Origin of the sequence: Pseudomonas sp. GW456-12-10-14-LB2 (assembly GCF_002884345.1) — a bacterium.
In the GTDB taxonomy this organism is placed as follows: domain Bacteria; phylum Pseudomonadota; class Gammaproteobacteria; order Pseudomonadales; family Pseudomonadaceae; genus Aquipseudomonas; species Aquipseudomonas paraglycinae.
Window position 1 is genome coordinate 25,059 of the sequence record NZ_POHV01000019.1, and the last position, 22,282, is coordinate 47,340.

A 22,282-nucleotide genomic window follows, 5' to 3' on the forward strand; every position below is an offset into this window, starting at 1 on the left:
GGACGCACGTGTGAGTCAACGATCAGCGGGATGCAGGAGAAAGGCGTGCTCAAGAAACTGGGAATCAAAGGTCGCGTGTTGCTGCTGACCCTGTTGCCGACCAGCCTGATGGCACTGGTGCTGGGCGGGTATTTCACCTGGACGCAGCAGTCCGACCTGCAAGCCCAATTGATGCAGCGCGGCGAAATGATCGCCGAGCAACTGGCCCCGCTGGTAGCACCGGCCATGGGCCACGGCGATGCCGAACTGCTCGAGCGCATCGCCACCCAGTCTCTCGAACAACCGGACGTGCGCGCCGTGACCTTCCTCGCGCCCGACCGCTCGCCACTCGCCCACGCCGGCCCGACCATGCTCAATCAGGCGCCCAGCGGCGACAGCGCGCATTTGCTGCGACGCAGCGGCAACGACGCCACGCGCTATCTGCTGCCGGTTTTCGGTAAACACCGCAACCTCGCCGGCGAACTGATCCCGCAAGAGTCCGACCGCCTGCTCGGCTGGGTCGAACTGGAGCTGTCGCACAACGGCATGCTGTTGCGCGGCTATCGAAGCCTGTTCGCCAGCCTGCTGCTGATCGGCGCGGGTCTGGCCGGCGCCGCCTTGCTGGCCTTGCGCATGGGCCGCACGATCAACCGCCCGCTGAGCCAGATCAAACAGGCCGTCGCGCAGCTCAAGGACGGTCACCTGGAAACCCGTCTGCCGCCATTGGGCAGTCAGGAGCTGGATGAACTGGCGTCCGGCATCAACCGCATGGCCGGCACCCTGCAAAACGCCCGCGAAGAATTGCAGCACAGCGTCGATCAGGCCACCGAAGACGTGCGCCAGAACCTGGAAACCATCGAGATCCAGAACATCGAGCTGGACCTGGCCCGCAAGGAAGCGCTGGAAGCGAGCCGGATCAAATCCGAATTCCTCGCCAACATGAGCCACGAGATCCGTACACCGCTCAACGGCATTCTCGGTTTCACCCACCTGTTGCAGAAAAGCGAGCTGACCCCGCGCCAGCTCGACTACCTGGGCACCATCGAAAAATCCGCCGACAGCCTGCTGGGGATCATCAACGAGATCCTCGATTTCTCGAAGATCGAGGCCGGCAAACTGGTGCTCGACCATATTCCGTTCAACCTGCGCGACCTGTTGCAGGACACCCTGACCATCCTCGCCCCCGCTGCTCACGCCAAGCAGCTGGAACTGGTGAGTCTGGTGTACCGCGACACGCCGTTGTCGCTGGTCGGCGATCCGCTGCGCCTCAAGCAGATCCTGACGAATCTGGTGAGCAACGCGATCAAGTTCACCCGCGAAGGCACCATCGTCGCCCGCGCCATGCTCGAAGAAGAAAACGACGACAGCGTGCAGTTGCGCATCAGCATTCAGGACACCGGCATCGGTTTGTCGAACGAGGACGTGCGCGCGTTGTTCCAGGCCTTCAGCCAGGCGGACAACTCGCTGTCGCGCCAACCCGGCGGCACCGGTCTGGGGCTGGTGATTTCCAAGCGTCTGATCGAGCAGATGGGCGGCGAGATCGGCGTCGACAGCACGCCGGGCGAAGGTTCGGAATTCTGGATCAGCCTGAACCTGCCCAAGACCCGCGACGACGCCGAAGACCTGCCCTGCGCGCCGTTGCTCGGGCGCCGGGTGGCGGTACTGGAAAACCACGAACTGGCGCGTCAGGCCCTGCAGCATCAACTGGAAGATTGCGGGCTCGATGTCACGCCGTTCAATACCCTGGAAAGCCTGACCAATGGCGTTACCGGCGCCCATCAGACCGATCAGGCGATCGATCTGGCGGTGCTCGGCATCACCAGCAACGACATGCCGCCGGAGCGTCTCAACCAACACATCTGGGACCTTGAGCACCTCGGTTGCCGGGTGCTGGTGTTGTGCCCGACCACCGAACTGACGCTGTATCACCTTTCGGTGCCCAACCCTCACAGCCAGCTGCAATCGAAACCGGCCTGCACCCGCAAACTGCGCCGGGCCTTGTCGGACATGGTCAACCCGCGCCAGCCGCGCAGCGAACCGGGCGAACCGTTGTCGAGCCGCGCGCCGAAAGTGCTGTGCGTCGACGACAACCCGGCCAACCTGTTGCTGGTGCAGACGCTGCTCGAAGACATGGGCGCCAAGGTGCTGGCCGTGGAAAGCGGTTACGCCGCGGTCAAGGCAGTACAGAACGAAACCTTCGATCTGGTGCTGATGGACGTGCAGATGCCCGGCATGGACGGACGCCAGAGCACCGAAACCATCCGCCAGTGGGAAAGCGAGCGACACTGCACGCCGCTGCCGATCGTCGCCCTCACCGCCCACGCCATGGCCAATGAAAAACGCGCGCTGCTGCAAAGCGGCATGGACGACTACCTGACCAAGCCGATCAGCGAGCGGCAACTGGCGCAGGTGGTGCTGAAGTGGACCGGCCTTGCGTTGCGCAATCAGGCGCCGGACCGTGGCGGCGAAAGCCTGCTGGGCAATCAGGAACTGCCGATACTCGATCACGAGGAAGGTCTGCGCCTGGCTGCCGGCAAAGCGGATCTGGCGGCGGACATGTTGGCGATGCTGCTGGCCTCGCTCGAGGCCGACCGCGAAGCCATCCGCACCGCCCGCGACAGTCAGGATCAGAACAGTCTGCTCGAACGGGTGCACCGCCTGCACGGCGCCACCCGTTACTGCGGTGTGCCGCAATTGCGCGCCGCCTGCCAGCGCAGCGAAACCCTGCTCAAGCAGCAGGATCCCAAAGCCTCGACCGCGCTGGACGAGCTGGAACGGGCGATCAATCGTCTGGCGGCCCAGGCGAAGATCAGCGCCTGATCCACGGCAATGCCGGTCAACGTCGACGCAGCTAAAGTTGTCGCGGGTGATTTGCGCCCGCGTCGATGCTCCAGGAGGATTTCATGCGCACGATCGTTTTCAGCAGCCAGACCTACGACCGCGACAGCTTCCTCGCCGCCGACTGCCCGGCCGGGATCGAACTGCACTTCCAGCCAGCCCGGCTCAGTCTCGATACCGCAGCGCTGGCCGAACATCACGAAGTAGTCTGCGCGTTCATCAACGATGACCTCAGCGCCCCGGTGCTGGAGCGTCTGGCCGCGGGCGGCACTCGCCTGATCGCCTTGCGTTCGGCCGGCTACAACCATGTGGATCTGGCCGTCGCCAAACGTCTGGGGCTGGCCGTCGTGCGCGTACCGGCCTACTCGCCCCATGCGGTGGCCGAACATGCGGTGGCGTTGATCCTCGCCCTCAACCGGCGCTTGCATCGCGCCTACAACCGCACCCGCGAAGGTGATTTCAGCCTGCACGGGCTCACCGGTTTCGATCTGGTGGGCAAAACCGTCGGCATCGTCGGCACCGGACAGATCGGCGCGACCTTCGCGAAGATCATGCACGGCTTCGGCTGCGAATTGCTGGCCTACGACCCTTACCCGAACCCTGCCGTCGAAGCGTTGGGCGCGCGCTACCTCAGCCTGCCGGACCTGCTGGCGCAAGCACGGATCATCAGCCTGCACTGCCCGCTCAACGAACAGAGCAAACACCTGATCAACCGCGATTCGCTGGCGCACATGCAACCGGGGGCGATGCTGATCAACACCGGGCGCGGCGGTCTGGTGGACACGCCGGCGCTGATCGACGCCCTGAAGGACGGCCAGCTCGGTTATCTGGGACTGGATGTGTATGAAGAGGAGGCGCAGCTGTTCTTCGAAGATCGCTCCGATCTGCCGCTACAGGACGACGTGCTGGCGCGGCTGCTGACGTTCCCGAATGTGATCGTCACCGCGCATCAGGCATTCCTGACCCATGAGGCGCTGGGCGCGATTGCCGCGACCACCTTGCACAACATCGCGACCTGGGCGGCGGGTACGCCGCAGAACCAGGTCGAAGGCTGAACGATCAGACTCAGACCGGAGGCGGCGTCGGGGTAATCGCCACGCACAGGATCAACAGCGCCAGCCAGCCGAACCCCAGCAAACGTTGCTTGAGGGAGTGGCCGCTGCGCAGCAGGAACCAGACAAACACCAGCGGCATCAGAAACGCCATGATCTTCAGCCAGCCTTCCACCGGGCGCGAACCGTCCGGGTTCAACACCGGTTCGACAGGCTGCGAACGACGGCGTCGCCCCGCCGCGGCCGGCATGATCTTCGGCCGCTCGGGGGCCGGCGGCGGAACGAAGGCCTCGGGCACTGCCTTGTTACGCGGCAGGCTGCCAAAGGAAATCGTCGACGCGCCCTTTTCGGCGTGAGGAGCCTGTGCATCTGCCAGTGGAGCCCCGCAATGAATGCACGCCGTGGCTTCTGAGCTGATGCTCCGCTTGCATTCATAACATTCGATCAGCGCCATGTTCCGTTCCTTGAAAATGAAGGCGGCAGTTTGCCACGACTGCGGTGTCGATTTGAACCGGATCGAAGGTCGCACGCGCGCATCATTCTGCAATCAAGCCCGTGCTAGCATGTCGCGCATATTTGGAGGACCCATGGTCGAACACGATTTCCGCTACACCCTGATGAACCCGCAACATACCCTCACCGAATGCCGCGCCCTGGTTCCGGGCCGCTATCAGGTCACCGGCAACGGTGGCTCGATCCGCATCGGCGACGTGCTGGTCGTGACCCTCAAAGGCAGCAAGGACTTGTCCATGCGCCTGACCGTCGACACCGTCCGCCACCTGATCAACCCGCCGGGTCAATGGACTGCCATGACCACCGGCCCGGTGTTCGGTGAACTGGCGATCCACACCTGGCAGGTCAACTGCGACAGCTGCGCCAAGGAGCTGAGCTTCGAATTCGCCGTGGACGCCAAGCTGGGCAAGCCTGCGGAAAAACCGGCCGCCACGGCACGTATTGCGGAGCTGGGCTGGAAAGCCGTCGGCGACAAGCACCTGTGCCCGAAATGCCAGGAGCCGGCGTGATGAAACACCTGGCCCTGACCGCCGTTGTCGGCGCCGGCCTGATGGGTTGCGCCGCGGAACCTGTGCAACTGCAACAGAACCGCAGCTACATTCTGGAATGGATCGGCGAGCGTCCGCTGATGGACTACAGCCACCTGACAGTGACCCTCGGCGATGATGGCCGGGCGTACGGTAATGGCGGCTGCAACCACTGGTTCGCGCCGTACACTCTGGAAGGCGACAAGCTGAGCTTCGGCAAGATCGGCAAAACCCGCAAACTGTGTGCCCCGGCGCTGATGGAGCAGGAGCAACGCTTCCTCCAGGCCCTGGAACACGTGGAACGCTGGGATATCTCGCCGATCGAGCAGATGCGCTTCTGGCCGGCTGAAGGCAAGCCGTTGCGCTGGTGGCTGGAAGAAGGTTGATGCTTTAGATCGCCAAGCCCCTCACCCTAACCCTCCCGAAACGTCGGACCGCCCAAAGGGAGAGGGGACTGATTGGGGGATATTGGAGAGATACGCCGACCTGAAAGACCTTCACCGAATCCATAACCAACCGGATTCCACTCTGACGAATCTTCAGTCGACCTGATCTTCCAGGTCGATGGAAATCGCCAGACACCTCGGTCGGCCCCCTCTCCCTTCGGGAGAGGGCTGGGGTGAGGGATGCTTTTTAGCGGCAACTCAATTTGTAGCCTGCAACGCCTCAAGCTTCGCCATCACCCCCGCCGCCGTCTGCTCGCCCATCAACTGTTCCCGCACCTTGCCCTTGTTGTCGATGATGTAAGTCACCGGCAAGGCTTCACTGCGCGGCAGCTCGAACAGTTCCGCCGGGTCCTGCGCCAGCACGGTGAACTTGATGCCCAGCTTCTCGCTGGCGCTCTTCAGCTCTTCACCCTGCACGTTGTCGAAATTGACCCCGAACACGCCGATCTTCTTGCCCTTGAGTTCGTCCGCCAGGTGATTGAGTTCCGGGATTTCCGTGCGGCACGGGCCGCACCATTCGGCCCAGTAATTGAGCACGACCCATTGTTTGTCGAGGCGCTCGGACGCCACTTTCTGCCCGTTCTGGTCGATGCCATAGTCGTTACCGCAGCCCCCCAGCATCAACGCCCCGATGATCGTCAATGCCGCTGCCAGTGCCCGTGTCATGTCGTGTTCCTTGTGAAAAATTGAATGCGCCTGCGACCCATCGCCTCCCAAGGTTCTGGATTGCGCGCTGCACAGTTAGAATAGCCGCCACTCTACGCAAGAAGCGACCCGCCCATGACCGATCTGACGCTTTATCACAACCCGCGCTGCTCGAAATCCCGCGGTGCGCTCGAACTGCTCGAAGCCCGTGGCCTGACGCCGAACGTGGTGCGCTACCTCGAAACCCCGCTGGACGTCGCGCAGATCAAGGCCTTGCTCGGCAAGCTGGGAATCAGCGCACGGCAACTGCTGCGCACCGGTGAAGACGAATACAAGACCCTGAACCTGGCCGACGCCAGTCTCACCGAGAAACAATTGATTGAAGCGATCGCGGCCCATCCGAAGCTGATGGAGCGACCGATTCTCGAAGCCGGCGACAAAGCCGTCATCGGCCGTCCACCGGAGCAGATCCTGGAGCTGCTGCCGTGAGTGCGCCGTACATTCTGGTTCTGTATTACAGCCGCAGCGGCTCGACCAACGAGATGGCCCGGCAGATCGCTCGTGGCGTCGAGCAGGCCGGCCTCGAAGCGCGCCTGCGCACCGTGCCGGCGATCTCCACCGAGTGCGAAGCCGTGGCACCGGACATTCCGGATGAAGGCGCGCTGTACGCCACTTTGGATGACCTGAAGAACTGCGCCGGCCTGGCCCTCGGCAGCCCGACCCGTTTCGGCAACATGGCCGCGCCGCTCAAGTACTTCCTCGACGGCACCAGCAACCTGTGGCTGACCGGCGCACTGGTCGGCAAGCCGGCCGGAGTGTTCACGTCCACCGCCAGCCTGCACGGCGGTCAGGAAACCACCCTGCTGTCGATGATGCTGCCGCTGCTGCACCACGGCATGCTGATCACCGGCCTGCCCTACAGCGAATCGGCGCTGCTGGAAACCCAGGGCGGCGGCACGCCGTACGGCGCCAGCCATCACGCCGGGGCCGACGGTAAAAGCGGTCTCGATCAGCACGAAGTGGCGCTGTGCCGCGCCCTCGGCGCACGTCTGGCCAAGACGGCCCGGAAACTGGGGAACTGAGATGGCCAGAAAGCCGAAAGTCCTGCCCGCCGTCGAGTGGCTGGAGCCGCGGGTGCGGGCGATGCGGGTGATCAGTCTGCTGTGCTTTTTCGGCCTGGCCGGACTGCTCGCCGCTTATTACCTGATGTTCGCCGACCTGCACGGCGCGCGGCCGTGGGTGATTCTGCTGATCGAGCTGATCCCGTGGATCGTGCTCGCACCGGGCATGATCATGGGCAGCGCACGCGGGCATTCGTGGATGTGCTTTGTGGTGAATCTGTATTTCATCAAGGGCGCACTGGCCGCGTATGACCCGAGCCGGCAGCTGTTCGGTGTGCTGGAGATGATCGCCAGTCTGGCGGTGTTTTGCTCGGCACTGCTGTATGTGCGGTGGCGGTATCAGTTGAATCGCAAACTGGCGGGCGAAGGCGAAGTCTCCGTCGCCTGACTGCTCGCCAGATCGCCGAGCTAACCGAGTTCACCGAGTCTGCCGGGATCGTTCCCACGCTCTGCGTGGGAATGCCGCCCGGGACGCTCTGCGTCCCTGAGACGCGGAGCGTCTCTTTATGCATTCCCACGCGGACGGTTCGACGCCTCGACGTGGGAACGATCGCTTTGAACTCAATGATTGACGGTGTACGCCAGCATCATCGAGATCTGGCTCATCGGCCGTCCACCGCTCTCTTCATGCCACTGGTTGAACGCGTTCTGCACCGTCGCCAGATCCCGCAGACTGCTCGGCACCTTGTCGACGATCTTCTGAGCATTCAACGCCGCGACCACGTCGTAGCTCGGCACGAACGTATCCTTGCCAACCATCCGCAAAAACCGAGGCGCCGACAGCCCGCCCAATTGATGACCGTGCTTTTTCAGGTAGGTCCACAAACCGACGATATCGGTCACCGGCCAGTCGGCGAGCAACGCACCGAAACTGCCCTTCTCTTTCTCGACGTCCAGAATGAACTGCGCATTGCGCGGCACGCTCTTGAGCTTGCCCAGGTGACGGATGATCCGCGCATCCTGCATCAGCCGCTCAAGGTGTTCGGCGCTCATCAGCACGACCTTTTCCGGGTCGAACTTGAAGAACACTTCTTCGAAGGCCGGCCACTTGGCGTCCACCAGGCTGTGCTTGAGCCCGGCGCGAAACACCCGCAGGGCCATGGTCGAGAGGTAACGGTCGTCGCTGATCTTGCGCAGTTGCGCCGGGGTCTTGGGAACGGGCAGATGGGCTTCCAGTTCAGCCGCCGAACCGAAGCGGTTCAGACAGTATTCGTGCAGCCACTTGTAGTCGCGCATGCCCTCTCCTAAAAAATGAATTGAAAACGGCGCCCGCGAGCGCCGTTTCTTTCGAGCGATCAGATCACTTACAGGTTCACCACATTGACGAAACGCGAAGCCGCCGTCTCGTCGATCTTCAGGCTGGTGAAGTCAAACAGGTTACGGTCAGCCAGTTGCGACGGGATCACGTTCTGCAGGCTGCGGAAGATGCTTTCGGTACGGCCCGGGGTCTTGCGCTCCCAGTCCACCAGCATTTCCTTGACCACCTGACGCTGCAGGTTTTCCTGGGAACCGCAGAGGTTGCACGGGATGATCGGGAATTGCTTGAAGTCCGAGTAGGCCTGGATGTCTTTCTCGTTGCAGTAGGCCAGCGGACGGATGACCACGTTGCGGCCGTCGTCGGCGCGCAGCTTCGGCGGCATGGCCTTGAGGCTGCCGTTGAAGAACATGTTGAGGAAGAACGTCTCTACGATGTCGTCGCGGTGATGACCGAGGGCCATTTTGGTCGCGCCGATTTCGTCGGCGAAGGTGTACAGCGTGCCGCGACGCAGGCGCGAGCACAGCGAGCAGGTGGTCTTGCCTTCCGGGATCAGCTCCTTGACCACCGAGTAGGTGTCCTTCTCGACGATGTGGTACTCGATGCCCAGCTCTTTCAGGTAGGCCGGCAGCACGTGCTCGGGGAAACCCGGCTGCTTCTGGTCCATGTTCACGGCGACGATCTCGAACTTGATCGGTGCAACCTTCTGCAGGTGCATCAGCACGTCGAGCATGGTGTAGCTGTCCTTGCCCCCGGACAGGCAGACCATGACCTTGTCGCCGTCTTCGATCATGTTGAAGTCGGTGACGGCTTCGCCGGCCAGGCGGCGCAGGCGCTTTTGCAGTTTGTTCTGGTTGACCGTAAGAGTGCCCATGACGCGAAATCCGTGAGGTGTGACGAAAGGCGGGCATTTTACGCAAAAACACTTGGCTTGTGGCCACAGGTTGTCGCCCCTCAAGTGCCTGCTTACACAGACCCCGACGCGATTACCCCGCGGTTTTACAGCGCGATTTGCTCTAAGCCCCCATCACCTGTGCGGTTAAGACCTTTCTATACTGCGACATAAGGTCGCACACAATCTGAAGACCTGTATTTGCTCGGCCGCATTGGCCCGTAGGCGCTCCGCTGGGGGGCGATGGCAATAACGAGAGGAGTGACTGGCATGATCCATCACGTAGTGGGACTTTTTACCCACCCCGATCAGGAATGGAAGGAAATCCGTGGCGACCAGGAAGAAAGCATCAGCCACATGTACCTGACGCACACGCTGATTCTGGCGGCGATCCCCGCTGTTTCGGCATTTATCGGCACGACTCAGGTCGGCTGGGTGATCGGCAACCGCGCACCGGTGATGCTCACCGTCGAAAGCGCGTTGTGGATGACGATCATGTCTTACCTGGCAATGCTCGGCGGAGTCGCGGTCATGGGTGCCTTCGTGCACTGGATGGCCCGCACCTATGACGCCAACCCGAGCCTGGCCCGTTGCGTGGCATTTGCCACCTACACCGCGACACCGTTGTTCGTCGGCGGGCTGGCGGCGCTCTATCCACACATGTGGCTGGGGATGATCGTCGGCACGGCGGCCATCTGCTACACGGTTTACCTGTTGTATGTGGGGCTGCCGACCTTCATGAACATTCCGTCCGACGAGGGTTTCCTGTTTTCCAGCTCGGTGCTGGCGGTGGGTCTGGTGGTGCTGGTCGCCATCATGGCGTTTACCGTGATTGTCTGGGGTCTGGGCGTGGGGCCTGTCTACACCAATTAGCGACCGGTTCCTCCCGAGAAGAACAAGATCCGCCAACACAGGCCGCCGCAAGGCGGCCTTCTCATGCCTGGAATGAACGTCGCGACCATTCGGCAGTTTGGCGATACGCAACGCCGAAAGGTTGCGGCATACTCCAAATCTCTGGAGATCCATCAAGCATGCCCGAGCAACTCAATACCCGCGTCGAAGACTGTTTCCAACTCGCTGAATCCTTTTTCAAACGTCCCTTCAAACGCCCCGTGGTGAGCCTCAAGCTGCGCGGGCAAAAAGCCGGGGTCGCGCATCTGCACGAGAATCTGCTGCGCTTCAATCCGCAGCTGTACCGGGAAAACACCGAACATTTCCTCAAGCAGACCGTGGCCCACGAAGTCGCGCACCTGATCGCCCATCAACTGTTCGGCGACCGCATCCAGCCCCACGGCGAGGAGTGGCAACTGATCATGCGCGGCGTTTACGAATTGCCGCCGGACCGCTGCCATACCTATGAAGTCAAACGCCGCAGCGTGACCCGCTACATCTATAAATGCCCGTGTGCCGATAGCGATTTTCCGTTTTCGGCGCAGCGCCATAGCCTGGTCAGGCAGGGTCGGCGCTATCTGTGCCGGCGCTGTCGCAACACATTGGTGTTCAGTGGCGAGATGCGGGTCGAGTAACCCACGAGCTACGCGATGACTTTCGCGGCGCGTAATTCGGCAATCCGCTCAGGACTCAACCCCAACTCCGTCAACACCTGATCTGTATGCTGCCCCAGCGCTGCCCCCACATGCCGCGGCGCCGGCAACGCCTCGGAAAACTTCAGCGGACAGGCGATCTGCGCCTGCACCGTGCCATCACCGCGGGGCACCTGGGTCACCAGTTCCCGCGCCTGCAATTGCGGATGCTGCACCGCCTCGCCCAGGTTCAACACCGGCTCGACGCAGGCATCGATCCCGGCGAACAGCTCGCACAGTTCGGCAAAGTCATGCTTCTCGAACTCGACCTTCAAGGCGTCCTTGAGCGCCCGCTGCTGCTCGGGTTTGGGCGACAAGCCCTGCGCCGCCAGTTCCGGCCGGCCCAGCGCCGCACACAGTTGCTGCATGAAGGCCGGTTCCAGACTGCCCACCGACATCCAGCGCCCGTCGCGGGAGCGGTAGTAATCGTAGAAGCTGCCGCCATTGAGCATCTGATCCTCCCAGCCCGGCTCCTCGCCGCAGGCCAGATACCCGGCACCGGCCATGGCGTTCAGGCTGAACGCGCAATCGGTCATGCTCACATCCAGATGGGTGCCCTGCCCGGTCTGCTGGCGGGAAATCACCGCCGCCAACAAGCCGATCACCCCGTGCAGCGAGCCGCCGGCGACATCCGCCACCTGCATGCCCAGCGGCAACGGCCCGCTGTCGGCGCGGCCGGTGTAGCTGGAGAGCCCGGCCAGCGCCAAATAGTTGATGTCGTGGCCGGCGCGATCCTTGTACGGTCCGGTCTGGCCGTAACCGGTGATCGACACATAAATCAGCTTCGGATTGATCGCCTTCAGCGCCTCGTAACCCAGCCCCAGCCGCTCCATCACACCGGGGCGAAACTGTTCCAGCACGATGTCGTAATTCACCAGCAACTGCTTCACCAGCTCCAACGCCTCGGGCTGCTTGAGGTCCAGCGCCAGGCTGCGCTTGTTGCGGTTGAGATAAGCGTGACTGGCCGAGACGCCGTGATCGTGAGGCGGCAACACCCGCACCAAGTCGAGGCGGGTCGGCGATTCGATGCGCAGCACTTCGGCGCCCATATCCGCCAGCAGCAGCGAGGCAAACGGCCCCGGCAGCAGGGTCGAGAAATCCAGAATCTTCAGTGAGGCCAGCGGTGCAGACATGGGCAATCTCCATCAACGATGCATGCAGCCTAGGCAGCCATCGGCGATGGGGCAATTACCGGATCCATCAGTTGCGCTGACCGTTGCGCTCAAACAGCAGGCAAGAAAAAACCCGCCGAAGCGGGTTTTTCCATTCAAGCAATGCTTACTTCACATTGCTCGGGGTCGGGCCTTCGGCCACGCCCAGGTCATCTTCCTCACGCTCGTCGGAGATACCACGACCGCCCGAGGCCAGCTCGGATTGCAGCACATCGGTGTCCAGCTCCTTGACCCACTTGGCCACGACGATGGTCGCTACGGCGTTACCGACCAGGTTGGTCAGGGCGCGGGCTTCGGACATGAAGCGGTCGATACCGAGGATCAGTGCCAGACCGGCCACCGGCAGGTGACCTACCGCCGACAGGGTGGCCGCCAGTACGATGAAGCCCGAACCGGTCACACCGGCTGCGCCTTTGGAGGACAGCAGCAACACTACCAGCAGAGTGATCTGGTGAGTGATGTCCATGTGGGTGTCGGTCGCCTGAGCGATGAACACGGCCGCCATGGTCAGGTAGATCGCGGTGCCGTCGAGGTTGAACGAGTAGCCGGTCGGGATCACCAGACCTACCACCGATTTCTTCGCGCCCAGACGCTCCATCTTGATCAGCATGCGTGGCAGTACCGATTCCGAAGAGGAAGTACCCAGCACGATCAGCAGCTCTTCACGGATGTAGCGGATCATCTTCAGCACGCTGAAGCCGTGCATGCGGGCGATACCGCCGAGCACGATCAGGATGAACGCCAGGCAGGTGATGTAGAAGCAGATCATCAGTTGACCCAGCTGCACCAGCGAGCCGACGCCGTAGGCACCGATGGTGAACGCCATCGCACCGAAGGCACCGATTGGCGCGAGCTTCATGATCATGTTGATGATGTTGAACATCACGTGGGCGAAGCGATCGATGAAGTCCAGGATCGGCTTGCCGTAGGCACCCAGGCGATGCAGGGCGAAACCGAAGATCACCGAGAACATCAGCACTTGCAGAATGTCACCGGTGGCGAACGCGCCGACGATGGTGGTCGGGATCACGTTGAGCAGGAAGCCGACAACGCTCTGGTCTGCGCCTTGAGCAACATAGGTCGCGACTTTCGAGGCATCGAGGGTGCTGACGTCGATGTGCATCCCGTTGCCCGGTTGCACGATGTTGACCACGATCAGGCCGACCAGCAGGGCGATGGTCGAAACGATTTCGAAGTACAGGAGTGCGTAACCGCCGGTCTTGCCGACCGATTTCATGTTCTGCATGCCGGCGATGCCGCTGACCACGGTGCAGAAGATGATCGGGGCGATGATCATTTTGATCAGTTTGATGAACCCGTCACCCAGCGGCTTTACGGCCACGCCGAACTGCGGGTAGTAGTGGCCGAGCGCAATACCGATACAGATTGCGACGATCACCTGGAAATACAGGGATTTGTACAGTGGCTGACGAGTCGTCATTGCAAAGTTCCTCAAGAGTCCCGCGTGGCAACATCCATCTGTTGAACGCGAAACCTGAATTGCGAACCCTCCTGCACTGGAGGGATTTGTTGTGTCGAACGGCGCTTTCCGGACCGGCTCGGCGCACGCTTCTGTCGCTCTTATCGCAAACGTCGTGCCACTTTGGTGCAAATCGCTGCAAGCCTTTTGATATCAGGGGATCCGGCTTTTTCTGTGTCACCGTTCGGTTACTCAAGTGTGGCGGATTTCCGCCAACTCGCCCGACCTCGTCCTACAATTTGGCGGAAATCCGCCTTGTTACCGATCAAAGGCAGCCGCTACCATCGGTCGCCAGAGGAAGGATCTGCCGCTCATGCGCGAACGCACCATCGCCAGTCACTTTGCCCGCGCCGCCCTCGGTGGCGCGCGGCGCTCGGGTTACGACTACTCGGACCTGCTGCAGCAACTGGGCATCAGCCCCGAACTGCTCGACGAGCCGCGCGCGCGGATCGCCCCGGAACAATTCACCCAACTGATCCAGAACCTGTGGCTGGCCCTGGACGACGAATACCTGGGTTTTGGCAACGCTCCGAGCAAACCTGGCAGCTTCGCCATGATGTGCCACGCCATCATCCATTGCCGCAGCCTGGAGAAGGCTCTGCAACGCGGCTTATTGTTTTATAGCCTATTCCCCGAAGCCCCGTGCCTGACCCTGAGCCATGAAGACGAATGGGTACGCCTGAGCCTCGACGATGCGCAGTTGTGGGACCCGGATCACTTTCTCAGCGAGAGCCTGCTGGTGATCTGGCATCGCCTCGGCAGCTGGCTGATCGGCCAGCGGATTCGTCTGGAACAGGCGAGCTTCAGCTACCCGAAACCGGCGCACGGGGCGGAATACGATCTGCTGTTTTCCTGCCCGCTGGAATTTTCGGCAACGCAAAGCAGCCTGGTGTTTCACAGCCGTTATCTGCACATGCCGCTGTTGCAGGATGAACGCACCCTCAAGCATTTCCTCGAACGCTCCCCCGCCGACCTGCTGTCCCGCCCGGACGACGGCAACAGCCTGAGCAGCCGGCTGCGCCGTTTGCTCAGCCACGACAGCGCACGCTGGCCGGACCTCGAAGCAGTTGCCGCGCACCTGCACATCAGCCCGCAAACCTTGCGCCGGCATCTGCGCGAGGAAGGCACCAGTTTTCAGGAATTGAAGGATCAGTTGCGCCGGGACATCGCAATTTATCACCTGGGGCGGGCCGATCTGTCGTTGCAACAGATCGCCGAACAGCTCGGGTTTTCCGAGCCGTCGGCGTTTCACCGGGCGTTCAAGAAGTGGACGGGGCTGACGCCGGGGGCTTATCGGGCGCAGGAGCAGTGAGGCCAAAGATCAAAAGCCCCCTCACCCTAACCCTCCCGAAACGTCGGACCGCCCAGAGGGAGAGGGGACTGATTGGGGGATGCTCAATAAATACGCCGACCTGGAAGCTTGCTGTTGAATCCATATTCGATGCAAATCGCTCAGGTCGATCATTTTCTAGAGACACTTCGATCAGTTCCCTCTCCCTCTGGGAGAGGGTTAGGGTGAGGGCCGATCGTTTTCACACCGCAGGAAAATGAATCCTGAACGCCGCCCCGCCCATCGGCGAATCGCCCAGGGTCAGCTTGGCGCTGTAGCTCTCGATGATGTCCTTGACCACCGCCAGCCCGATCCCCTGCCCCGGGTGCTGGCGATCCAGGCGTTCGCCGCGTTCGAGAATCCGTGCGCGCTGATCCGGTGGTACGCCGGGGCCGTCGTCTTCGATGCACAGCTCCATTCCGGAATGGCTTTCGCGCACGCTGATGCGCACTTCGCCCAGACACAGGCGATAGGCGTTTTCCAGCAGGTTGCCCATCATTTCCAGCAAGGCGCCCTGCTCGATCGGCACGTAACAGTGCTCCGGCAGATCGAAGGCGACGCGCACGTGTTTGTCGCGGTAGACCTTGTCCAGCGTGTCGCACAGGCTTTGCAGCACCGGGCGCAGGCGCACCTGATGGCGCACCAGACCGCTTTTGCGCAGGCTGGCGCGTTGCAACTGATAGCCGATCTGCTGGCTCATGCGTTCGATCTGGGTTTGCAGCACCCACGCCTGATCGCGGTCTTCGGGGCGCTGGGCCATGTCTTCGCTGACGCCTTGCAATACCGCCAGCGGGGTTTTCAGGCTGTGGGCCAGATCGTCGAGGGAATCGCGGTACCGGCTGCGCTGCTGGCGTTCGCTGTGCAGCAAGCGGTTGAGGGAACCGGTCAGGCGCAGCAGTTCACGCGGGTGCTGTTCGCTGAGGCTTTCGAGGGTTCCGCCTTCGATTTCGTCGAGTTCCTGACTGAGCCGGCGCAAGGCTTTCAGGCCCCAGGTCAGGCCGATCCACAGCAGCGCCAGCAGCACCAGCAATGCCGCGCCAAAACCGAGGTAGAGATTTTCCCGCAGGCCTTCGAGGGTGGTTTCGTATTCGCGCACCGGTTGCAGGGCCACGATACTGAAGGCTGCACTTTTGCCGCCAAGCAGTTTGACTTCGACGTCGTAGACGAAGAATTCCTGGCCGTTGGCTTCACGGATCCGCGCGAACTCGTTGCCGAGGCCGTCGTAGCGCGGCGTGTAGTTGATCTTCTCTTCCTGGGTGCCCTTCGAGCGCCAGACCAGATGCCCTTCGCGGTCATAGATGTAGCCGAGCAGGCGATTGTCCGTGAGGTTGAAGCGCTCGTCGGGCAACTGTGCCGGCATCATCAGGCGGTTGTTTTCAACCCGCGCGGCGGAGATCAGCGTGGTGACGTCGGACGCCAGCCGCTGTTCGATCGAGTCCTGCAGCGCCAGGCTGAACGCGCCCTGCATCGCCGGGAGCAACGCGAGCATGAACAACACCGCCAGGGTCGTGGCGGCAAGCATCAGCCGGACGCGAAGGGAACGGATCAAGTGCAGCGCTCATTGAACAGGTAACCGAGGCCGCGCACGGTGTCGATCGGCTTGAATCCGGCCGGGCCTTCGAGCTTGCGGCGCAAACGGCCGACCAGCACTTCGATCACGTTTGGATCGCGCTCGTCGTCATCCGGGTACAACTGCTCCATCAACCGATCCTTGGGCACCACCTGCTGGTGATGGCGCATGAGGTATTCGAGGATCCGGTACTCGTAGGCGGTCAGCGCCAGCGGTTGCTCGTCGAGGGTCGCCTGCTTGCGATTGAGGTCCAGCAACAGCGGGCCGGCGACGATGGTCGACTGAGTGAAACCGCTGGAGCGGCGCAGCAACGCATTGAGCCGCGCTTCGAGTTCTTCGAACTGGAACGGCTTGACCAGATAATCGTCAGCCCCGGCTGCCAGACCTTCGACCTTGTCCTGCCAGTTGCCGCGCGCGGTGAGGATCAGGATCGGAAACGTCTTGGCGCCCGAGCGCAGCTGGCGGATCAGGTCGAGGCCACTCATGCCCGGCAGTCCAAGGTCGATCACCGCCAGGTCAAAGTTGAATTGCCCGGTCTGGTACAACGCCTCTTCGGCATTGGCCACGGACTCGACCACGTGACCGCTCTCCGTCAGGCGGGTTTGCAGGTGATGGCGCAACAGCGCTTCATCTTCGACGACCAACAGTTTCATGACGCTCTCCCGGGTAAATCGACAACTCCAAAGGCTTTCGCCTCACATGGCTGCGCCGGGTCGCCCCTCGAAGGACGACCCGGCGCGGGCCTGACGCCAATCGCTTAGAAAGCGTAGTTGGCCGACAGGTAAGTCTGGGCGCTGCTGGTCAAATCCAGCGAGCCTTGCTTGCTGCCGCCGCTCTCTTTCATCTCAGTGCTGGCGTTGCTGCGCAGGTAACGGTAACCGAGTTCGACCGAGGTGTTCTGCGAGACTTGCTGCAACACACCGAACTGGCCGCCGACGGCGTAACCGATGTCGCTGTCACGGCTGTAGCTCGGCGAATCCTGGGTCAACTTGGTCAGACCGGCCGTGGCACCGCCGAACAGCTTGGTGCTGCTACCCACCGGGTAAAACAGATCGTAGCTGCCCAGCAGGTTTTCCTGGCGCAGTTTAATGCCATTGTGCGAGCCGGACACGTTGTCGTAGGTGGCGTAGTAGCGACCCTGGCTGTTTTGCTGACCCAGGCGCAGGCCGTAGGTGTTGTTGCCGTCGATGGCCGCGGTGGCATCCGGATGGCCGAGGTTGTCGTTCAGGGCGTTGGATTTTTTGATCTTGTCGCTGGTCTGGCCAAAGGTCAGGCCGGCGAAGTTGGTGGTGGTGTCGGCGTGGGCCGCGATACTGGCGCTCATTACGGTAAAAGCCAGCAGCAGTTTATTTAAACGAGTCATGGAGTTTCCTCTTTCACAGTGCTGTTTGGGTATGGCGCAAGGTTACTGACCCTCCCCTGTACCGCCCCTGAACGCTCTCTGAACCTGGCCTGAATGAAATGAACTAGGCTGTTTTGACCACTTTATTGTCCGGAGACCCGATCATGCGCCTGCTTCTAACCCTCGCCCTCCTTGTCTTTAGCGGCCTCAGCCAGGCTGCGATCAAGACCGAGGAAATCCCCTATCAGAGTGCTGACGGCACCAAGCTGATCGGTTACTACGCCTACGACGATGCAATAAAGGGCCCGCGCCCCGGCGTGGTGGTGGTGCATGAGTGGTGGGGCCTGAACGACTACGCCAAGCGCCGCGCCCGGGATCTCGCCGGGCTCGGCTACAGCGCGCTGGCCATCGACATGTACGGTGAAGGCAAGAACACCGAGCACCCGAAAGACGCAATGGCGTTCATGCAAGCCGCCACGCAAAACGCCGATGCGGCCAGCAAGCGCTTTCAGGCCGGGCTGGATCTGTTGAAGAAACAGCCACAGACCGACAAGGATAAAATCGCCGCCATCGGTTACTGCTTCGGCGGTGGCGTGGTGCTGAATGCGGCGCGTCAGGGGGTGCCGCTGGCCGGTGTGGTGAGCTTCCACGGTGCGCTGGCCACCAAGACTCCGGCTACGCCGGGCAGCGTGAAGGCGAAAGTCCTCGTCGAACACGGCGCGCTGGACAGCATGGTCACGCCGGACAACGTCGCGGCGTTCAAGTCGGAAATGGACAAGGCCGGCGCCGACTATCAATTCGTCAGCCTCGACGGTGCCAAGCACGGGTTCAGCAATCCCGACGCGGATCGCCTGAGCCACGGCGATCACGGTGGCCCGGATATCGGCTACAACAAGGCCGCCGATGAAAAATCCTGGGCGGACATGCAGGCGTTCTTCAAGAAGATTTTTGGCTGAACCCGGTCGCCCCCTCACGCTGATGCTGATCGTTCCCACGCTCCGCGTGGGAACGATCATGTCGGCACTATCCAGCCGGAGGACAACCCGGCAAAATGCCGACATGACTGCCAGCCCTTTCCTCCCCGCCTGCTGCACCCCGCTCGATGCCCATTGGCCGCTGCCGACGGTATTGCCCGACACCGTGCTGCTGAGCACCCATTTCGATCCGTCGCAATTGCTCGGTGATGACTTCCGCCGCAGCGCCATCGAGTCGCCGCCGAGCATTCAGCGTTCGGTGGCGAAGCGGCAGGCGGAATTCCTTGCCGGGCGGATTTGTGCACGGGCGGCGTTGCAGCAGCTGGAAGGCTCAAGCACTGTTCCGGCGATCGGCGAGGATCGCGCGCCGATTTGGCCGGCACACATCTGCGGCTCGATCACCCACAGCACCGGCCGTGCGGCGGCGATTGTCGCCAACAAACAGCACTGGCGCGGGCTGGGCATGGACCTGGAAAACCTGCTCAACGCCGAACGCGCCGAGCGGCTGGCTGGAGAGATCCTGACCCCGCCGGAAATGCAGCGCATGGCCGCCGGCTCCCGGGATCAGATCGCGCTCTGGGTGACCCTGACCTTTTCGGTGAAAGAAAGCCTGTTCAAGGCGCTGTACCCGATCGTGCAGCAGCGCTTCTACTTCGAACACGCCGAGGTTCTGGAGTGGAATGAACAGGGTCAGGTGCGGCTGCGGTTGCTGACGGATCTGTCCAGTGAATGGCGCAACGGCACGGAGCTCGATGCGCAATTCGGCGTGCAGGACGGGCAGTTGCTGAGCCTGGTCAGCATCCAGGCGTAAGCGGCTTCAGCGCCGCTCCTGATTCCTCGGCCAGCTCAGGCTGAAGCACGCTCCGCCCAGACTCTTGCTCTTGCCGATCAGCGCCCGGCCGTCGTGCCAGTGGATGATCCGCCGCACGATCGACAGGCCCAGCCCGTGCCCGCCGGACGCTCGGGTGCGGCTGTCGTCCAGGCGCAGGAACGGCGTGAAGATTTTCTCCCAAGCGGTTTCCGGCACGCCGGGGCCGTCGTCCTCGACATCCACCCGGCAACGCATCTGCCCGACCTGATAACTGACCGTGACCTTCGAGCGTGCATGGCGCATGGCGTTGCTCACCAGATTCTGCAAGGCACGGTGCAGGTAACGCGGCTCGGCCTCGACCCAGGCGTCATCGCAATCCGCCGCCGACAGGCACAAACCGCGCTGTACCGTGACTTCGGCGCGCAGAGGCGCCAGCTCTTCGATCACCTGATTGACCAGTGCATCCAGGTCGATGCGCTGGAAGGTCAGCGCCGGCGAGCCCTGCTCCAGCCGGGCGTACGTGAGCATTTCGTCGACCAGCTTGTCGAGGTCCTCGATGTCGTGGTCCATACCCTCGCGGTATTTCTCCAGCGCCTGCGGGGTGGTGGCCGAGCCGATCATCTCCAGGCCGAAACGCAGGCGCGCCACCGGCGTGCGCAATTCGTGGGACACCGCGCGCACCAGTTCACGCTGGATGGCCAGCAACTGCTGCAAGTGCTCGGCCATGCCGTTGAACGCCGCCGCCAGCTTGCCCACCGAGTCGGCACCCCGGGCCGGAACGCGAGTTTCCAGACTGCCTTTGGCGATGCGCGTGGCGGCAGCTTCGAGCCCGCGCAAACGCCGTTCGAGCTGACGCACCAATAAATAGACGATCAGGCCGATCAGGGTCAGGCCGAGAGCGGCGATCAAAACCAGCCATTCCGGCGGGTACGGATTCATCTGATACAGCGGCCCGATTTCCAGCACCCACGGCGTGCCGACCATGCCGGCGAACACCCGGATCGAATCGCCGCCCTTGCCCAGCGCCATCACCGTATCGCCTTCGGACACTCGACGACTCTGGTCTTCGTCCATGTCGGCATCGCTGACGGTGACCAGCCGCAAATCGAAGCCGAAGCCTTTGTCTTCTTTCAACTGCGCCAGTCGTTTGGGCTGTTCGCCCACGGGCACCCGCACCAGCTCATCGGCCAACAGGTAGATGGTCGCCCGGGCCAGTTGCTCGCTGATCTGCTGCACCTCGCCCACCAGCACCAGTTGATCCTTGTCACTGACCAGCCGATAGACCTTGGCCGCGTGCGGGCCGGTCTGTTCGACCAGCGCCTGGCCGCGCTGCACCCGAGTGCGCTGGGTCAGATCGAGATCGGTCTGGGCAAAGGTCTTCAGCGCCAGCGGAATCCCGAGCAGCCGCTCCCACACCAGCAAGGCGCGATGGCGCTCGGTTTCATTCATCGGTTGCAGGTTGTCGGCCATCAGCGAAAACGTGCCGTGGGCCAGACGCTCGCGGTATTGCTCGCTGCGCACCTGGTTGAGCAGGTGCAGCGCCAGCACGCCGAGCACCGCCACCAGAATCAGCGCCGCGCACATGCCGCCATAGATGCGCAGGAAGATCGAATTCACAGCGGCAGTTCTACGCAGGCTTCCGGCACGAACAGATAACCTTTGCTGCGCACGGTCTTGATCAGGCGCGGGTGATCGGGGTCGTCGCCGATTTTCGGGCGGATGCGCGAGATGCGTACATCGATCGAGCGGTCCTGGCCGTCGTAGCCAATGCCGCGCAGTGCGGTGAAGATTTCTTCCCGGGACAGGATCCGCCCGGCGTTGGATACCAGCAGCCAGAGCAGATCGAATTCGGCGCTGGTCAGCTCGATGCCGCTGTCACTGAGCCAGGCTTCGCGCAAGGCGTTGTCCACCACCAGCGGACCGAACTGCAGACGACGCGGATTGCCCGCTGGCGCCTCCGGTGTGTCACTGCGTCGCAGCAGCGCCTGGATACGCGCCAGCAACAGTCGCGGGCGCACCGGTTTGCAGACGTAGTCGTCGGCACCCAAGTCGAGCCCGAGGATCTGGTCGGCGTCATCGGTGCGCGCGGTGAGCATCAGGATCGGGCCGTCGTAACGGTCACGCACCTTGCGGCAGATGCTCAGGCCGTCTTCGCCGGGGAGCATCAGGTCGAGGATCACCAGGTCCGGCTGTTCCTTGATGATCCGCGCCGCCGCCAGCGCACCGTTGCCTTCGATCTCCACGCGCAATCCGTTGGCTTGCAGGTATTCACGGGTCAGTTCGGCCAGACGCTGGTCGTCCTCGACTATCAATACCTGCCAGGCTTCTTGCTCCACGGGTGACCTCTGCTTGCCGATGCTGCTTATAAAGGAAGGATCCTCCCGTCTTTTTGTCATCTTTAAGGAGGATAAGAATGCGTGCGCATGGCCCGATTGTATAAACGGCGTACAGCCAGAACACAAGTCGGTAAATGCGTTCGGACAAGGCGGATTTTTGTGATAGGGTTCGCGCCCTTAAAAATCCGCTGAAGCGTTTTTCCCGACTGAAAAACAGTGACAAACGGTCTAGCTCAGCAGGTTAGCGGCCTACACGGGAATTCCTGGTTTCTTACACAATTTACGCACAGGTTTATCCACAGCTCGTACGTTGCAAGCCCCCTCGAAACGCATTATCTTGTAGCACGGCGCGAGGACAGACCCTACATATAGGGTTTTCCATTCAAGAGCCCAACCACATTTCGGACCTGAAACTC

General features: G+C 62.1%; 23 protein-coding genes. 12 read left to right on the plus strand and 11 right to left on the minus strand.

Annotated elements, in window-relative coordinates:
* Positions 1-45 precede the first annotated feature (45 nt).
* Complete coding sequence (locus C1X29_RS15065; RefSeq protein WP_085745420.1) at positions 46-2,799, plus strand: response regulator; 2,754 nt, start codon at positions 46-48, stop codon at positions 2,797-2,799.
* 83 nt (positions 2,800-2,882) lie between these two features.
* A complete protein-coding gene (locus C1X29_RS15070) occupies positions 2,883-3,872 on the plus strand; it encodes a 2-hydroxyacid dehydrogenase (protein WP_102688138.1) in 990 nt (329 codons plus the stop codon).
* A gap of 10 nt (positions 3,873-3,882) precedes the next feature.
* Here the strand turns inward: C1X29_RS15070 and C1X29_RS15075 are convergent, their stop codons facing one another.
* Positions 3,883-4,323, minus strand: a complete 441-nt coding sequence (locus tag C1X29_RS15075) for a hypothetical protein (protein WP_085607393.1) — start codon at positions 4,321-4,323, stop codon at positions 3,883-3,885.
* Positions 4,324-4,456: 133 nt separating this feature from the next.
* Here C1X29_RS15075 and C1X29_RS15080 point away from each other — a divergent pair, with 133 nt between their 5' ends.
* Both C1X29_RS15080 and C1X29_RS15085 read left to right on the plus strand, forming a co-directional pair.
* Positions 4,457-4,891, plus strand: a complete 435-nt coding sequence (locus tag C1X29_RS15080) for a hypothetical protein (RefSeq protein WP_007957770.1) — start codon at positions 4,457-4,459, stop codon at positions 4,889-4,891.
* Positions 4,891-5,295 carry an META domain-containing protein gene (locus C1X29_RS15085; RefSeq protein ID WP_039772881.1) on the plus strand — a complete coding sequence of 135 codons (405 nt, stop codon included), beginning with the start codon at positions 4,891-4,893 and terminating at the stop codon, positions 5,293-5,295. Before C1X29_RS15080 ends, C1X29_RS15085 begins: the two co-directional genes overlap by 1 nt.
* Positions 5,296-5,553: 258 nt before the next feature.
* Here C1X29_RS15085 and C1X29_RS15090 read toward each other — a convergent pair whose 3' ends face one another.
* Positions 5,554-6,021, minus strand: a complete 468-nt coding sequence (locus C1X29_RS15090) for a TlpA disulfide reductase family protein (protein ID WP_102688139.1) — start codon at positions 6,019-6,021, stop codon at positions 5,554-5,556.
* 114 nt (positions 6,022-6,135) lie between these two features.
* On the opposite strand from C1X29_RS15090, the gene arsC reads away from it, so the two are divergent.
* Genes arsC through C1X29_RS15105 form a run of 3 tightly spaced genes read left to right on the plus strand, consistent with a single transcriptional unit; the run spans position 6,136 to position 7,509 of the window.
* Entirely contained in the window at positions 6,136-6,489 is a 354-nt protein-coding gene (arsC, locus tag C1X29_RS15095) for an arsenate reductase (glutaredoxin) (RefSeq protein ID WP_102717796.1), read from the plus strand.
* Positions 6,486-7,082, plus strand: a complete 597-nt coding sequence (gene wrbA / locus C1X29_RS15100) for an NAD(P)H:quinone oxidoreductase (RefSeq protein WP_085745100.1) — start codon at positions 6,486-6,488, stop codon at positions 7,080-7,082. The genes arsC and wrbA overlap by 4 nt, the downstream gene beginning before the upstream one ends.
* Position 7,083: 1 nt before the next feature.
* Complete coding sequence (locus C1X29_RS15105; protein WP_102717797.1) at positions 7,084-7,509, plus strand: DUF2069 domain-containing protein; 426 nt, start codon at positions 7,084-7,086, stop codon at positions 7,507-7,509.
* Positions 7,510-7,682: 173 nt separating this feature from the next.
* Here C1X29_RS15105 and C1X29_RS15110 read toward each other — a convergent pair whose 3' ends face one another.
* Complete coding sequence (locus tag C1X29_RS15110) at positions 7,683-8,357, minus strand: DNA-3-methyladenine glycosylase I (RefSeq protein ID WP_085683575.1); 675 nt, start codon at positions 8,355-8,357, stop codon at positions 7,683-7,685.
* A 68-nt stretch (positions 8,358-8,425) separates the two neighbouring features.
* A complete protein-coding gene (ttcA, locus tag C1X29_RS15115; protein WP_064598661.1) occupies positions 8,426-9,250 on the minus strand; it encodes a tRNA 2-thiocytidine(32) synthetase TtcA in 825 nt (274 codons plus the stop codon).
* Positions 9,251-9,538: 288 nt separating this feature from the next.
* On the opposite strand from ttcA, the gene C1X29_RS15120 reads away from it, so the two are divergent.
* Both C1X29_RS15120 and C1X29_RS15125 read left to right on the plus strand, forming a co-directional pair.
* Positions 9,539-10,141, plus strand: a complete 603-nt coding sequence (locus tag C1X29_RS15120) for a Yip1 family protein (protein ID WP_007957761.1) — start codon at positions 9,539-9,541, stop codon at positions 10,139-10,141.
* Positions 10,142-10,299: 158 nt separating this feature from the next.
* Positions 10,300-10,794 (plus strand): SprT family zinc-dependent metalloprotease, encoded by a 495-nt coding sequence (locus C1X29_RS15125; protein WP_007957760.1) that lies wholly within the window; start codon positions 10,300-10,302, stop codon positions 10,792-10,794.
* An 8-nt stretch (positions 10,795-10,802) separates the two neighbouring features.
* On the opposite strand, the gene C1X29_RS15130 is transcribed toward C1X29_RS15125, so the two are convergent.
* Both C1X29_RS15130 and C1X29_RS15135 read right to left on the minus strand, forming a co-directional pair.
* Positions 10,803-11,984, minus strand: coding sequence for a CaiB/BaiF CoA-transferase family protein (locus tag C1X29_RS15130; RefSeq protein WP_102688143.1), 1,182 nt, complete (start codon positions 11,982-11,984; stop codon positions 10,803-10,805).
* A gap of 145 nt (positions 11,985-12,129) precedes the next feature.
* Complete coding sequence (locus C1X29_RS15135; RefSeq protein ID WP_064383574.1) at positions 12,130-13,464, minus strand: dicarboxylate/amino acid:cation symporter; 1,335 nt, start codon at positions 13,462-13,464, stop codon at positions 12,130-12,132.
* 352 nt (positions 13,465-13,816) lie between these two features.
* On the opposite strand from C1X29_RS15135, the gene C1X29_RS15140 reads away from it, so the two are divergent.
* Entirely contained in the window at positions 13,817-14,815 is a 999-nt protein-coding gene (locus C1X29_RS15140) for an AraC family transcriptional regulator (RefSeq protein WP_085745103.1), read from the plus strand.
* Between the two features lie 220 nt (positions 14,816-15,035).
* On the opposite strand, the gene C1X29_RS15145 is transcribed toward C1X29_RS15140, so the two are convergent.
* The 3 genes from C1X29_RS15145 to C1X29_RS15155 form a co-directional block, all read right to left on the minus strand.
* Positions 15,036-16,382, minus strand: a complete 1,347-nt coding sequence (locus C1X29_RS15145) for an ATP-binding protein (RefSeq protein ID WP_085745104.1) — start codon at positions 16,380-16,382, stop codon at positions 15,036-15,038.
* Complete coding sequence (locus C1X29_RS15150) at positions 16,379-17,056, minus strand: response regulator transcription factor (RefSeq protein WP_085745105.1); 678 nt, start codon at positions 17,054-17,056, stop codon at positions 16,379-16,381. Before C1X29_RS15150 ends, C1X29_RS15145 begins: the two co-directional genes overlap by 4 nt.
* A 104-nt stretch (positions 17,057-17,160) precedes the next feature.
* Positions 17,161-17,766 (minus strand): hypothetical protein, encoded by a 606-nt coding sequence (locus C1X29_RS15155; RefSeq protein WP_007957751.1) that lies wholly within the window; start codon positions 17,764-17,766, stop codon positions 17,161-17,163.
* Positions 17,767-17,909: 143 nt separating this feature from the next.
* Here C1X29_RS15155 and C1X29_RS15160 point away from each other — a divergent pair, with 143 nt between their 5' ends.
* Both C1X29_RS15160 and C1X29_RS15165 read left to right on the plus strand, forming a co-directional pair.
* The gene (locus C1X29_RS15160) at positions 17,910-18,701 is read left to right on the plus strand and encodes a dienelactone hydrolase family protein (protein ID WP_102688145.1); all 792 of its coding nucleotides are present in this window, start codon (positions 17,910-17,912) and stop codon (positions 18,699-18,701) included.
* A 103-nt stretch (positions 18,702-18,804) separates the two neighbouring features.
* Complete coding sequence (locus C1X29_RS15165; RefSeq protein WP_102717798.1) at positions 18,805-19,530, plus strand: 4'-phosphopantetheinyl transferase; 726 nt, start codon at positions 18,805-18,807, stop codon at positions 19,528-19,530.
* A 6-nt stretch (positions 19,531-19,536) separates the two neighbouring features.
* Here the strand turns inward: C1X29_RS15165 and C1X29_RS15170 are convergent, their stop codons facing one another.
* Together C1X29_RS15170 and C1X29_RS15175 are read right to left on the minus strand one after the other, a co-directional pair.
* Positions 19,537-21,147: an ATP-binding protein gene (locus C1X29_RS15170; RefSeq protein ID WP_007957745.1), complete on the minus strand. Its 1,611-nt coding sequence runs from the start codon at positions 21,145-21,147 to the stop codon at positions 19,537-19,539.
* Positions 21,144-21,866: a response regulator gene (locus C1X29_RS15175; RefSeq protein WP_085745108.1), complete on the minus strand. Its 723-nt coding sequence runs from the start codon at positions 21,864-21,866 to the stop codon at positions 21,144-21,146. Before C1X29_RS15175 ends, C1X29_RS15170 begins: the two co-directional genes overlap by 4 nt.
* Positions 21,867-22,282: the final 416 nt, after the last annotated feature.